We start from the raw sequence: 13,960 nt of genomic DNA on the forward strand, positions 1-13,960 counted from the left end.
GCACAAATGCTTTCCAATAAAGTTAAAAAACGTTACAAACATCTAAAAAAACGCTTTGCAAGGCAGGGGATTGAGGTATTTAGATTATATGATTGGGATATACCGGAAATAAGAGCTGTTGTGGATTGGTATGCAGGTCACCTTGTAATAGGAGAGTATGTAAGAAAACATAGCATACCCGGTTGGCTTGAAATGATGGGTGAAGCGGCTGCAGGGGCACTTGGAGTGCCCATGGAAAATGTGCATCTTAAAGCGCGCCATGCAGGATGGCAGGATGGCAAGCGTTATGAGCGCATTGATAATACTAACCGTAAGATTGTTGTTTCGGAAAGGGATTTGAAGTTTTATGTAAATCCCTGTGATTATGTGGATACAGGGCTTTTCTCTGATCACAGAGATACACGCCAGATGGTAAGGGATATGGCACAGGACAGGGATTTTTTGAATCTTTTCTGTTATACAGGCACTTTTTCATGCTATGCGGCAAAGGGGGGAGCAAGAAGCACTGTTTCTGTTGACCGTTCAAAAAGTGCAATTGATTGGGTTCAGGAGAATATGGTACTCAATGATATTCCTGTTATTCATCAGGAGAGTATGGTGCTCAATGATATTCCTGTTATTCATCAGGAGAGTATGGTGCTCAATGACATTCCTGTTATTCATCAGGAGAATGTGGAGGGATTTGAGGAAAGGATTAATGAGAATAATGGAGTTGTTTCAGATGGAAATAACCGGAGCCAGAGGAATATTTTGGTACAGGCACACACTTTTGATTATCTTGAAAAAGCCAAACAAAAAGGTCTGAAATTTGATCTTGCAGTAGTAGATCCGCCATCCTACTCCACAAGCAGAAATATGCGCCACAGATTTGATATCTCCTCAGATCATCCTGCTTTGTTAAAAGGTGTGGCAGGTATTATGAAAAAGGGCGGTCATCTTTTTTTCTCAACAAACCATCAAAACTTTGAACTGGATATGGATAAGCTGGCTCCCCTTGAACTCAGAGATATTAAAGAGATCACATCCATTACAATTCCAGAGGATTATAAAACTCCGGCAAAACAGATTCACAGATGCTGGAAAATAACAATTTAGGAATGAGTTTTAAATTATTTTCCCATTTTGAGTACTTTGGGGACAGATTTTTAAATCTGTCCCCATTATTTGTCATTATTGGATTCTATTTGGCATGGCATCCGCTGCAGCTTATTGGACCATACTTCTTCCCTTCTTTTTTATAATCTTTATGGCATTTCAGGCACACTTCGTTCATTACCTGTTTCTTTTTCAGCTCTTTGTTATCCTTCATTTTTTTAATAACACCCATCTCCTGGGGAAAGGTGTCATGGCAGAGGTTACACTCTTTTAGTTCTTCCTGGTGCTCCTTGTGTGGAAAGCTGACCTCGCCCTTTGAACCGCCGTCAACGGTTATTACAGGTTCTCCTTTTTTCTCTTCAGATGCCGTCACAATTACAGCCGCAAATAGGATAAAAGTAATGATCAGCAACATTCTGGAAATTTTCTGCATTATAAACCTCCTGATTATATTTAAAGTCTTATGTACAAAGGGCAGACACACAGGTGTCTGCCCCACACACATTTAATGTGTCATTTTACCCGACAGTTTTTACCAGTTTTTTCCAAGAAGTTCAAAATATCCAGTTGGTTTTACGCATGCCGGACATTTTTCAGGTGCCTCCTTTCCCGAGTGAACATAACCGCAGCTTAAGCATCGCCACACCTGCGTTTCAGCCCTTGCAAAGGCTTTTTTTTCAGCCAGATTGGCTGCAAGCTCCCTGTATAGTTGTTCATGCTGTCTTTCAGCAACTGTTATAGCGTCCAGGGTATCTGCTGCCCTCTGAAAGCCCTCCTCAAGTGCAATTTTTGAAAAGCCCGGGTACATCTCTGTGTGGATATAATGCTCAAGCTCTGCTGATGAGAGAAGATTTGCATGGGTATCCTGTATCACTCCTGCGGGAAACTTCCAGTTGATCTCAAGCTCTCCGCCATTGAAGAACTTGAAAAACCTTAAGGCATGTTCACACTCCTGGTCAGAAGTCTCCTGGAAAATTTTTGCAATCTGAATAAAACCATCATCATGGGCACGTCGGGAAAAAAACCTGTATCTTGTGCTTGCCTGTGATTCAGCCGCAAATGCCGTGAGCAGATTTTTTGCAGTTTTGCTCTCTTTAAACTTTCCCATGAGGGGTCTCCGTTTATTTTTATTCTTCAATTATTATGGCTTCAGCACCACACTCTTTTGCTGCCTGTCGCACAACATCTTCAAGATGTTTGGGAATAACATCCATTTTAACAATTGACAGAAGTTTATCTTCATCATACTCAAATATTTCTGGACAGAGTTCGTTGCAGTTTCTGTCACCCATGCATTGATCAGTAATTGTTACTTTCATGAAAATCTCCTTTATTAATGATTGGGATTGAGTTGCTGACTTCATGGCTTTTGGGAAAAGCATCAGAAAACAATCTTTGGTTATGGCTAACCCGCATTGGGGTTTAATGCCGATGAAATAATATTACGGGGCTACGAGTGTGATAAGGGTCGCAGCCAAAGAGTATTACACTGTTTTATATGGCAAATGGATAACAGTCAATTATTAATCTTAAAAATCATTCCTCATCCATGCATGAAATTTTTCAATCCATAAAAGCAGCTTTTCTGGTGCATGGGCTTTTTTCCACTCTCCGGCTGCATATTTATTTGCCTCTGCCATTGTCGGGTATATGTGGATGGTACTCAATATTTTGTTAAGCCCAAGGCCATGTTTCATGGCAAGGACAAATTCGGCTATGATATCAGCGGCATGGCTTCCAACTATTGTTACTCCTATGATTTTGTCTTTTCCAGGAACAGTAAGGATTTTTACAAAACCATGATTTTCAGAATCAGCAATTGCACGATCAAGGTCGCTCAGATCAAATCTGGTAATCTCAAAAGGTATATTTTTTTTTCTGGCTTCAGATTCATTCAGGCCAACCCTGGCAACTTCAGGCTCTATGAAAGTTGCCCATGGGATTGTTCTGTAGTCAACCTTGAATTTTCGTATTCCTCCAAAAAGAGCATTTACCGATGCAAACCATGACTGGTGTGCAGCAGTATGTGTAAACTGGTATGGGCCTGCCACATCTCCTGCGCAGAATATATTGGGAATATTGGTTTCCAGAAAATCGCCACTTTCTATGGTGCCATCAGATAAAATGTTGATGCCAAGCTTTTCAAGTCCAAGGCCCTTGACATTGGGTTTTCTGCCAAGGGCAATGAGTAATGTATTAAATTTTATTGTTTTTTCATTTTTGTCATTTGCTGATTCGAGGTGGCAGGCAGGAAAAGAGCCATGGGATTCTTTGATAAAAGAAAACTTTTTTGGAATATAGCCGGTTATTACAGTGATCCCATGGGCTTCAAATTTTTCCTTGACAAGTTGGGAAACTTCGGGATCCTCTTTTTTCATGAGGCGGGAGCCTCTCTGGACAATGGTAACTTGTGAACCAAAACTTGAAAATGCCTGTGCAAGTTCGCATCCAATGGGGCCACCCCCCAGTACAAGCATTTTGCCAGGATGTTTTTTTATATTCCAGATGGTATCTGACGTGTAAAAATCAATTTGATCAAGCCCGGGAATATCGGGCACAAAAGGGGATGCTCCTGTTGCAACTATGATGCTGCGGGTGGTCAGGGTTACTCTCTCTTCTTTTTCAGGCTCTGATTCGTCTTCCCCGGGATTTGTTCTCTTTACATTTACTTCACAGGGTGAAGTTTTCACAGCAACCTCACAGGGTAAAGTTTTCACAGTAACTTTACAGGGTGACGTTTTTACAGTAACTTTACAGGGTGACGTTTGCACAGTAACTTCATAGGGTGACGTTATTGTTGCATCTCCTTTTATGCAGGTAACTCCAAGTCCTGTGTATCTCTCAACAGAGTCATGGGGTTCCACTTTTTTTATTATGCGGTGTACCCGCTCCATTACATCTGCAAAATTATAGTTTATTTCACCCTTTTTGAAACCAAAATTTTCGGCACGTTTCACCTGTGAGAGTACCCTTGCACTTTTAATTAGTGCCTTGCTGGGTACACATCCGGTATTAAGACAGTCCCCACCCATTTTGTCTCTTTCAATCAGGGCAACCTTTGCTTTAACAGCAGCAGCAATGTAAGATGCCACAAGGCCTGCTGATCCTCCGCCTATTACAATAAGGTTGTAATCAAATTTTTTCGGCTTTTTATAGGCAGACATAACTCTCTGACGTTTGATCACTTCAAGTATTTTTTTTGCAGCAATTGGAAAAATCCCCAGTAAAGCAAATGCTGAAAGCAAACCTGGAGAAAGGATACCCTGAAGTGATTCAAGTTGCGACAGATGGCGGCCAGCATTGATGTAAACAAAAGTTGCTGGCAGCATGCCAATTTGGCTGACAAAGGTGAATGTCATTGTTGAAATTTTTGTCAAGCCCATCAGCATGTTGATTATAAAGAAGGGAAATATTGGTACAAGTCTCAGGGAAAAGAGATAGAATCCCCCCTCCTTTTCAATACCTCGGTTAATGATGGCAAGTTTTTCTGCAAATCTTGCTTCTATGGCATCACGGAAGAGAAAACGTGATACAATAAAAGCAAGTGTGGCTCCGATGGTACTGGCAAATGAGACAATGATGACGCCTTTCCATAATCCAAAAACAGCACCTCCGGCAAGACTCATGATTGTAGCACCAGGAAGGGAGAGTGCTGTTATGGAAATGTATATTGCCATATATATGAACACAGCTTTAAATGGATGGGAGGATTGCCAGGCATGTATATGGTCTATATTGGCTTTAAGGCTTGAAAGGGAAAAATAGTGATGTATATCCAGGTTGAAAAATGCAGCCATTACAGCTCCTGCAAGTATAATAATAATAATTCTGGAGGGTTTCATAATTTTTCCCTTGAATATTGATGGTCTGCAACTTTTTTGTGAGTTTGTGGTCAGTCTGATAATTTTTAAATGACCTGAATTGTTTTCATTAGTTTCAGGTCAGTCTGGTTATTTTTCAATGGCCTGAAACTCTTTCCTTAGTTTTCGGTCAGTCCGGTTATTTTTCAATGGCCTGAAACTCTTTCATGAATTTTCGGTCAATCCGGTCATTTTTCAATGGACTGAAACTCTTTCATGAATTTCCGGTCAATGTGATCCTTGATTACAAATGCAGGCTTGCCTTTCAAAGAGAACCATTTTTTTTCTAAGCACACCATAATTACCGCCCAGGTTGAATATCAGAAGATAGTCTCCGCCAGGATCAAATGGTTGAAGAGGTCTGTTGTCAAGTGAGGCCATAAGATTATTAAACAGTACAGGGTTTTCACGGACAGCATAGACACCAACCTTGTCAAGGGGTCTTTCACTGAAATGAATGCAATCTCCTCCGCCAAATATTTCAGGATACTGGGTTGACTGAAGGAAACGGTTCACCAGAAGGCCCCTGTCAGGCCCTGTGGGAAGCCCTGATACCTCAAACATTTTGGACGGCTTGACACCAAGAGCCATGAATATGAAATCAGAAGGGTGTCTGTCACCAGACTCCATTACAACTGTTGTGCCTGTAACCTCTTTAACGTAGCCCCTCTCAAAGATCTCTATCCCTCTGCTTGTTATGCAGTTATAAACTGCTTTGCGAACACTTTCCGGAAATTTTGACATAAACCTTTTTCCGGCCATGATTTTGATAATAGGCATTGTCATGCCAGGTGACTTCTGTTTCACTATTGTGGCAAGCTGCCATACATTACCTGCAATTTCAGCAGATGAAGGGCCGCCACCAATAATTGATATCGAGATCCTTTTTTCAGTCATCATCTTTTCGAGTTGAATCTGTGCCTCCATGAGGCGTTCAATTGGTTTTACAGGAAAGATTACTCTCTTGTTGGCAGCAAGATCTTTTTCAGAGATTATTGACTGGGGTACATGGCTTCCTGAGTTGAATGATATCACATCGTAAGGTATTGTTTCTCCTGATTCCAACAACAGAATTTTCTTTTCAGGATCTACTTTTTCAGCTTTTCCTTCTATAAAAATTCCACCTTTTTTTTCCACCACATGCTTTGTGGCAAATCGAATCTCTTGTGGGGTATAGGTTTTACCAAGCATTCCAGGTCCCATACCTGAGTAGTAGTGGTGCGTAGATGGCCCGATAACCGACACCTTATGGCCATTTTCAATGAATTTCTCCAGATTGGCCAGGGTCACCATATGTGCGTGTCCCCCGCCTGCAAGAACAAGATGCTTTTTCAACGCTTTCTCCTTTTGTTCTGGATTTATGGTGAATGAAAAAATCAGGCAATTTTATCCATGAGTTTGCCAAGTTCAGCAAGGTGGGTTTTCTCTTCCCTTGCAATCTGGCTCAGAACCTTGCGGCTATCTTCATCTTTGTCTGCGTTTTGAGCTGCTCTGGTGTACATGTCAAGGGCCTGGGCTTCTATGGACATGGCAAGGGATATGATATCAACAGGGGATTCCCAGTCAGGGTTGAATCTCTGGGCATACTCATCAGAAGTCAGACCACCTTCCATGGCATCAGAAGTGATTTCTGCTTCAAATTTATCCCTTGGGGCAGGGTTATCAGCCAGTTCAAGGTAGTGTGCATATATGTGATCCTGGTGTTTGACCTCTATGTCTGCAAGCTGCTTGAAAAGTTTTTTTGCAGCTTCATTTTCTATCTTATCAATCATGGCGAGATAGAACTCTCTTAGTCCCTGTTCAAGTGAATAGGCAATTTTGAGAGTATCAAGTGCAGTTTCAGAGCCTGTGAATAGTGACATTCCCTGTGTTTCACTGCCGATTGCGCTTTTGTCTTTCCATGCCTTAAATCCCCCTGACATGTTTATAACCCTGTCAAATCCTTTTCCTGCAAGCATCTGGGCAGCCACCCTGCTTCTTCCCCCCACAGCACAATAGACAATCTGTGTTTTTTCAGGATCAAGCTCTGCAAGCCTGTCCGGAAGATCGGGAAGGGGAATAAGTTTTGCCCCTGGAAGATGGCCATGTTCATATTCACCAGGTTGTCTCACATCCAGAAGGGTAAACTGCTCTTCGCTGTTTTCGTCAATCAATTTACGTGTGGCTTCAGCATCAAGGGACTTTACAGGGGTTAAAAACTGTTTCCATCTGATCATTGTAATACCTCCTGGAGTTATGGTTTAGGTAATCTTATGTTGTAACAGACTTGATCTTTTTTATGATTTCGTTTTTTGGTACCGCACCCATCAGGGAATCCCTGATCCGGCCGTTTTTGAAAAAGAGCATTGTTGGAATACTCTGTATGGAGTATTTTGATGCAATTGCCTGGTTTTCATCCACGTTGATCTTTACAATTTTTATTTGTCCTGCAAATTGTCGTGCCAGTTCATCAAGAACAGGGCCTATGGAACGGCAGGGACCACACCATGGAGCCCAGCAGTCAACAAGCACAGCACCTTTGTACTCTATTACCTCCCTTTGAAAGGTACTGTCTGTCACTTTAACAGTATGGTAAGGAATGTTTGAAAGGGAAGATTTGCATCGTGCGCATACAGGTTTCTCTTTGATTCTGGAAAGGGGTATTCTGTTTTTTGTGCGGCAGTTGCTGCATGATATTATAATGTTTTCGCTTGTCATTATATCTCCCTCCCTTGAAGATTCAGAACCTGAATTCTGATGAAACTGTATAACATACATGGCGGTTTACCGCCACAATCGAAGTGATGAAAACCCTTAAACGGCGGGGACTTTCATATAAAACTCAAAATAGACACCTATGATCTTGTAAGCCTTGTCAACAATGTTCTGAATCAGGATTCCCAAAATTAACAAAGATAAGGCAGGATTATCTATCCTGAGCATCCTATCCATCCTGGTTATCCTGGTTCAGACAACTGCAATAACTTCGGAAAAAGCAATAAAATCTCGATTTTGAGTATAAAACCGAATGTTGTAAATTATCCATGAACAGTTTCAGGAAGTTTTCTGTTTTTGATGCAGTTGGGGTTTTGCGGAAGCTCTACCCCAGCGCCTTAAATGCTTTTTTGCTGGCTCCACATATTGGGCATTTCCAGTCATCTGGCAACTCATCAAATTTTGTACCTTTGGCAATTTTTCCTTTTTTGTCTCCTTTGTCTGGGTTGTATATGTAGCCACAGTTAACGGTTTGACATTGATACATCTCTTCTGGATTAGCCATGGGTTATCTCCTTATGCAGTTGTTTTTAAAAATAAATGGTAATAAATATATATATTTATAATTTATACTCAAAACCGAAATATTCATTGCTTTCCCAGCATTTATTGCATTTCTATCATTTATTGCATTTGTCTGAATCAGGATAACCAAGATATGCAGGATGTTCAGATAACCAATATATTCAGGATGTTCAGGATAACCAATATATTCAGGATGTTCAGGATAACCAATATATTCAGGATGTTCAGGATAACCAATATATTCAGGATAGATAATTCTGCCTTACCCTATTCATCTTGGGTGCCCTGATTCAGAGAGTTATAGCCAGTAAAAGCAGGTGGTTATGAAAAAACCGTCCAAAGGACGCTAAATTCTTTCAGGGCAGATTGAATACAAAAAATATACCAGATGATTTGTATTTTTCAAAAAAACAAAATTTGCCAATCTTTGATTTGTCAGATAAGATGTTAATCCTTTAATTGAATCTTTTCAATGTTTTTTATATACTCAGAAACGACACATTGCTGTTTTTTTAAAGCATTTGAGCATCTGTCTCAACTTAAATGGTAACAACAGAATTGATTATAAACAAGGAGAATAATGACCATGAAAGTTTTTTTTTCAGGAGCATTTTTTTTGTTCAGCTTCTGCCTATTGACTATTTCCGCAGCCTTTTCATCTGATATGGAAGAAACCTACATGTCTGCGGATAAAAGTTTTTATCCATATGCTCCATCACTTGTAAAATGGGAAAAAAGCTCTGCTGATTTTACGCCGCCTGAAACCTGCGCCGAATGTCATCCGGATAAGTATGATGAATGGAGATCATCCATGCATGCACTGGCATTCAGAGACCCTTTGTATCAGGGGGAGCTGCATCTTGCTGTAAAAAGCGTAGGAAAAGAGATATCAAGGCAGTGTGAAGGATGCCATACGCCTGCTGCTGTGGTCAAGGGGGAAATAAAGGATGTTGGACTTAAAGGCTTGAGCAGCCTTGCCCTTGCTGGTGTTTCATGCGATGTCTGCCACTCTGTCAAAGGTCATACTCACTGGCAGACCCCGTATCATCAGCCTGAAAACGGTTCACTGATTCTATCTCCAGGAGAGGACGGAAAAAACAGTGAGACAGGTGAAAATTATACCCTTACAAAATATGGCCCAAAAAAGCCTGATGAATGGTGTGGAGACACTTTCCATGAGTGCAGGTATTCACCGCTTCATACAAGCTCCGAGCTTTGTGCTTCCTGCCACCAGGTGTCCAACTACAGGACACATACCCCCATTGAAGAGACATATCGAGAGTGGAAAAACGGACCATACTCCATAAATAACATCCACTGCCAGGATTGCCATATGGTTGATACAGAGACATTTATGAAAGTGGCTGACACCTTTGCAAAGCCGGAACCGGATGCATATCACCACTACTTCAATGGTGCCAATTTTCTCATCTACTATCTTACAAAACTTGCTGCCCTGAAAGCAGGAGAACAGGATGTTGCAGCAAATGCAGATGCAAAATACCAGATGGCAGTTGACAGGCTTAAGGCTGCTGCTGATCTTGAAATTACTCCTGTTTATCGTAAGGATTCCATTTCCGAGATAAGAGTTCGTGTAAAAAACATAAGGGCAGGGCATTACCTTACAACATCTCTTACAAATATAAGACAGATGTGGCTTGAGGTGACTGTAAAAGATAAGGATGGCAATCTTATTATGACAACAGGCGGGGTTGCTGAAGATGGAACATTGCCCGATGATATCCGAATGTTTAACTCTGATACACAGGATAGAAACCTGAATTACACAATAAATCCCTGGGAAGCGGAAACATTTTCCAGAACCACCACCATTCCCCCAAAGGGATACAGGGATGTCCATTATGGTCTTGGCTCTCCTAAGGGAGAGGCTGTTACAGTAACTGCAATTCTTCGTTACCGTCAGGCAGGTCAGAAAGTGGCGGAAAAGCTTCTGGGCATGCTGCCGGATGACATACACCTTGAGGCGGTTTACGGTATAAAAAAGATCCCTGATCTCCCAGTAATAGATATGGTAAGCAGAACAAAAACTTTCAGATAGTTTTTGTCTGTCTCATGATACACTGTTGCAATACACTCCTGTATCACTATTGGCATGGCATATTACTGCTGAACAGCCTTAAAGTGCAAAAAAGAAAAAAGTATTGCTTTTTAAGTCATGGATTTTATATGAAAGTCTCCGTAACAGCCTGTTTTAAAAACGACTTTCATGACTTTGATTGTGGCGGTAGTCCGCCATCTACGTTATTAGAAAGCCCCCCGTTTTTTAATGTTCATGGGGACTTTCATACTTCATTGTGGTAGATGGTGCTGCCATTGCAGTTAAAAGCTATTGTTGTTTTTATTTGATAACCGTTTAAAAATATGCTTTTGTGTCTGAAAAATATGGTTTGCTACTTGCAACAACATTGATATCGGCTTATATTAATAATTTAAAAAGTGAACCGGATTAAATTTTTAAATTCATTCAGGTGTACTTTCATTTTATGGAATAAAGTCTGTCCTTACATTCAAATAAAGGAGAAAAATTATGACAACACCAGCCCATTGCCCAGGATTTGAACAATTTAAGGATTTGAAATCATTTATATGTCAGTGCCCTGAATGTGGCAGTGATAATGAGATTTTTTCCGATGAATTTGACAAGACCCATAAATGTGGAAACTGTGGAAAACAGATAGAGTTTTCCAAATGCAAGGCAGCACAGTAACGCAATATAGCTTGAGAAATAATCCATTGAGTTATGGAAAAATGCATTGAGTTAAATATTTAAGGAGTTTTTTATGAATTTTGAGTCTGTAGATGATATCCTGGCATATGCCATTGAAAAAGAAAAAGAAGCTGTTCAGTTTTATACAGAACTTGCAGGTAAAGAGAAATTTAAGTCAGTAAAGGAGACATTTGAAAACTTTGCAAAAGAAGAGGGCAAACATGTAACTCTGCTTGAAGGTTTGAAAACTGACAAGGGCAAAGTGGAAGAGTATGAATTAAAGGAGATCCCTGATCTTAAAATCAGTAACTATCTTGTGGAGACTGAATACAAGGAAGGTATGTTCATGCAGGATATTTTAAGGATTGCCATGAAGCGTGAAGAGATGGCAGTCAAGCTTTATAATGATCTTGCACAGAAAACAAAAAATGCTGAGGTTGTAAGGGTACTCAACATCCTTAGCCAGGAAGAGGCCAAGCATAAACTTGGGCTTGAAACCATGTATGATGATTTCCTTGCAGATAATGAGAATTAATCAACGAGCAGGAGATAATATGCCTGCCTGAAAATTGGGAAAATCGGTAATAAACACCTTTTTTAAATCAAACCCTATTTGTTGTCATATCTGTAGCCCTTGATCATCGAAATTATGAAGGGAACTTCTACTTTAAAGCAGCTCTGAAATGGGCAAGTTGTTTGGGAATTAATTTCAAATAACCTGCCCATTTTGTATTTTGGGCTTCAGTCACCTTAGGCAATTATGCAGATCTCTGCATGCTGGCTGTAAACAAACTTGCTCCTATCAATGCCGCACCACCGCAACGATTAAACCATTTGTTTACACTTGTCTTTTCTATTGATTTTCGCAGTTGAGTTGCAAAGAGTGCATATAGCGTTGCATTGACCAAAGCCATGAACAGAAATGTCCCTCCGAGCAGGAGCAGTTGACTTAGTAATGGTTCATTGTGGTTAATGAACTGTGGCAAAAATGCCACAAAGAACGCTATCCCTTTTGGGTTGAGTGCAGTTACAATGAAAGAACTTTTGAAAAGTGATAGTGGGGAAATTTCTTTTTTCCCATGTTGAATCTCACCGCTTTTTGGGTTTGCTCTCCACATGTTGATCCCGAGATAAAGCAGGTAAAGAGCTCCAATCCATTTAAATAATATGAAAAGAGTGGCAGAAGTACTCATAATGGCTCCAAGCCCCAGAAGGGAGAGAGTCATTGCTGTAAAATCCCCTAATACAACACCTGCAGCAAGAGGCATTACTGATTTTCGCCCATGATTTACTGCCTGGCTTATGACCAGAATTATTGTCGGCCCCGGTATTACTAAAATCAATGTTGTTGCAAAAATGTAGGTAATGTAAAGTTCCAAACTCATGGGTCTCTCCAAAGATTATTGCTACTGAATCTGGGCAATGCAGGATAGGGGATCTTTTCTGCAACCTGCTTCAAAATCTTTCAGTGCCATGCGAAGCTCTTTTCTTTTTACGGCCTGTTTGTTCCTTCTTTTTTCATCTTCTGTCTCCAGCACAAGTTCTGGTACCTCAAGGGGTCTGCCTGTGCTTTTATCAACCGCAACAAAAGTAAGATAAGCTGAAGCCACATGTCTTGTTGTTCCTTTTAAAAGATCTTCAGCATCCACCCTTACACCAATCTCCATGGAGGTTCTGCCTGCCATATTGATGGATGCTTTGATGGTTATCATCTCTCCTATGAAAATCATGTTGTGGAAATCAATCCTGTCGATGGATGCTGTAACAGCAAGATTGCCAGCATGGCGTATGGCCACAACGCCTGCTGCATTATCAATCTCTTTCATGACGGCACCACCGTGGACAATGCCGCCGGGATTTGCATCTGATGGCTGCATCACCTTTGCCAGTGTCACCATGGAATCTTTAACATATTTTTTTTTCAAATTGTTTCTCCGTTCCCGTGTGTTGCAAGTTTTTCTGATAAGACACTGCATATGGTGCTTGAGTAAAATTTCAAGTGAGCATATGCAGTGTAAACGGACATGGTTACGTATCAATCATCCCCAAATATAAAAATGATAGTCATTTTCACGGTAAACGGTCATGGCTGTCATCCAGCCACCCCCGAATATGAAAATATGTATCCATTTTCACGGTAAAAATAATAGCCTGCAACTGATGAATTCCGTTAATCCTTGAACACCAGCTTGCCGCCAAGATGACCTGCAATGCCTGCCCCTGCAAGCATCACAATATTAAAAATTATGAAAAGCCATGCAAGGGAGGAGGATAGTACATCAGGCACAACAAGGTACCATAATACGTTGAATATACAGAGAATTGTGGTCAATGCTGCCGCAGCAATTTTTATTACAAAAAGAGATGTCATAGCCTTGTTATACTTACGTATCCATTCGGCATATCCTGCAAACAGGACAAATGGCAGGGTGATCATGACAAAGAATAGATTGTAGAAGCCTGCATATGATAAAGTGTCCATCTTCAGAAGTATTGCAAGCACAAAAAGTAGAACAGCCACCGGAAGGAGACCATTGGGGAAATGGACAGATATGGGATGTGCATGGTGTTTGACAATAAGATCCTGAAACTTGTCATAAAGTTTTGCCATTTTTCCTTTGTTCTGCTCAATAATAATTTTCTGTTCAGCTATCTGCTTTTCAAGTTCCTTTATTCTCATGGCACTGATCTCATCGGCAGATGGCTCCATTAGAACAAATTTTGATGCCGGTGCTTTGCAAATTGGGCATTTTTCAGGCGGGGTCTCTCCTTCGTGGACATAATTGCATATTGTGCATCTCCATTTTTTCATTGCTCTTATCTTCTCCTTCTGTTTTGGTGATTTTCAGAAAAAATATACCAGGGTTCATATGCTTGAGATCCTGCAAACAAATAGCATGTCAGGATATGTGGTACAATATTTATTAGAAAGTCTCCATCAGTAGCTGTTTCCAAAAAGACTTTAAATACTTCGATTGTGGCGGTCATCAGCCATGTA

Annotated in this window: 16 protein-coding genes; 4 read left to right on the forward strand and 12 right to left on the reverse strand. The window is 40.7% G+C overall.

Annotated elements, in window-relative coordinates; all coding sequences use genetic code 11:
• The coding region (locus tag MTBBW1_RS29635; RefSeq protein ID WP_245809434.1) for a class I SAM-dependent methyltransferase at positions 1-1,095 on the forward strand (1,095 nt) is incomplete at its 5' end.
• 85 nt (positions 1,096-1,180) lie between these two features.
• Here the strand turns inward: MTBBW1_RS29635 and MTBBW1_RS16565 are convergent.
• The 8 genes from MTBBW1_RS16565 to MTBBW1_RS16600 form a co-directional block, all read right to left on the reverse strand.
• Positions 1,181-1,528: a cytochrome c3 family protein gene (locus MTBBW1_RS16565; protein WP_186441397.1), complete on the reverse strand. Its 348-nt coding sequence runs from the start codon at positions 1,526-1,528 to the stop codon at positions 1,181-1,183.
• 99 nt (positions 1,529-1,627) lie between these two features.
• Positions 1,628-2,203 carry a rubrerythrin gene (rbr, locus tag MTBBW1_RS16570; protein WP_080805001.1) on the reverse strand — a complete coding sequence of 192 codons (576 nt, stop codon included), beginning with the start codon at positions 2,201-2,203 and terminating at the stop codon, positions 1,628-1,630.
• A gap of 19 nt (positions 2,204-2,222) precedes the next feature.
• Positions 2,223-2,414 carry a ferredoxin gene (locus MTBBW1_RS16575; RefSeq protein WP_080805003.1) on the reverse strand — a complete coding sequence of 64 codons (192 nt, stop codon included), beginning with the start codon at positions 2,412-2,414 and terminating at the stop codon, positions 2,223-2,225.
• A gap of 210 nt (positions 2,415-2,624) precedes the next feature.
• On the reverse strand, positions 2,625-4,937 hold the full coding sequence (locus MTBBW1_RS16580; protein ID WP_087881786.1) for an FAD-dependent oxidoreductase: 2,313 nt from the start codon (positions 4,935-4,937) through the stop codon (positions 2,625-2,627).
• A 246-nt stretch (positions 4,938-5,183) separates the two neighbouring features.
• The gene (locus MTBBW1_RS16585; RefSeq protein WP_245809435.1) at positions 5,184-6,290 is read right to left on the reverse strand and encodes an NAD(P)/FAD-dependent oxidoreductase; all 1,107 of its coding nucleotides are present in this window, start codon (positions 6,288-6,290) and stop codon (positions 5,184-5,186) included.
• Between the two features lie 41 nt (positions 6,291-6,331).
• On the reverse strand, positions 6,332-7,168 hold the full coding sequence (locus MTBBW1_RS16590) for a rhodanese-like domain-containing protein (protein WP_080805178.1): 837 nt from the start codon (positions 7,166-7,168) through the stop codon (positions 6,332-6,334).
• A 37-nt stretch (positions 7,169-7,205) separates the two neighbouring features.
• Positions 7,206-7,712 (reverse strand): thioredoxin TrxC, encoded by a 507-nt coding sequence (gene trxC / locus MTBBW1_RS16595; RefSeq protein ID WP_245809437.1) that lies wholly within the window; start codon positions 7,710-7,712, stop codon positions 7,206-7,208.
• Between the two features lie 322 nt (positions 7,713-8,034).
• Complete coding sequence (locus MTBBW1_RS16600; RefSeq protein ID WP_080805005.1) at positions 8,035-8,214, reverse strand: rubredoxin; 180 nt, start codon at positions 8,212-8,214, stop codon at positions 8,035-8,037.
• 606 nt (positions 8,215-8,820) lie between these two features.
• Between MTBBW1_RS16600 and MTBBW1_RS16605 the strand changes: the two genes are divergently transcribed.
• From MTBBW1_RS16605 to MTBBW1_RS16615, 3 genes are all read left to right on the forward strand, one after another.
• Positions 8,821-10,293, forward strand: a complete 1,473-nt coding sequence (locus tag MTBBW1_RS16605) for a cytochrome c family protein (RefSeq protein ID WP_087881792.1) — start codon at positions 8,821-8,823, stop codon at positions 10,291-10,293.
• Between the two features lie 489 nt (positions 10,294-10,782).
• A complete protein-coding gene (locus MTBBW1_RS16610; protein ID WP_080805009.1) occupies positions 10,783-10,962 on the forward strand; it encodes a hypothetical protein in 180 nt (59 codons plus the stop codon).
• Between the two features lie 73 nt (positions 10,963-11,035).
• Positions 11,036-11,497 carry a ferritin family protein gene (locus MTBBW1_RS16615; RefSeq protein WP_080805011.1) on the forward strand — a complete coding sequence of 154 codons (462 nt, stop codon included), beginning with the start codon at positions 11,036-11,038 and terminating at the stop codon, positions 11,495-11,497.
• 223 nt (positions 11,498-11,720) lie between these two features.
• Here MTBBW1_RS16615 and MTBBW1_RS16620 read toward each other — a convergent pair whose 3' ends face one another.
• The 4 genes from MTBBW1_RS16620 to MTBBW1_RS29120 all read right to left on the reverse strand — a co-directional run.
• Positions 11,721-12,347: a LysE family translocator gene (locus MTBBW1_RS16620; RefSeq protein ID WP_080805013.1), complete on the reverse strand. Its 627-nt coding sequence runs from the start codon at positions 12,345-12,347 to the stop codon at positions 11,721-11,723.
• A 21-nt stretch (positions 12,348-12,368) separates the two neighbouring features.
• The gene (locus MTBBW1_RS16625; protein ID WP_222424082.1) at positions 12,369-12,887 is read right to left on the reverse strand and encodes an acyl-CoA thioesterase; all 519 of its coding nucleotides are present in this window, start codon (positions 12,885-12,887) and stop codon (positions 12,369-12,371) included.
• 245 nt (positions 12,888-13,132) lie between these two features.
• Positions 13,133-13,774 (reverse strand): rubredoxin-like domain-containing protein, encoded by a 642-nt coding sequence (locus MTBBW1_RS16630; RefSeq protein ID WP_080805017.1) that lies wholly within the window; start codon positions 13,772-13,774, stop codon positions 13,133-13,135.
• Positions 13,775-13,779: 5 nt separating this feature from the next.
• Positions 13,780-13,960, reverse strand: a 181-nt coding sequence (locus MTBBW1_RS29120; RefSeq protein ID WP_222424083.1) for a hypothetical protein, incomplete at its 5' end; no start/stop codon positions are given.

The sequence above is a fragment of the Desulfamplus magnetovallimortis genome, from assembly GCF_900170035.1.
Lineage (GTDB): Bacteria > Desulfobacterota > Desulfobacteria > Desulfobacterales > Desulfobacteraceae > Desulfamplus > Desulfamplus magnetovallimortis.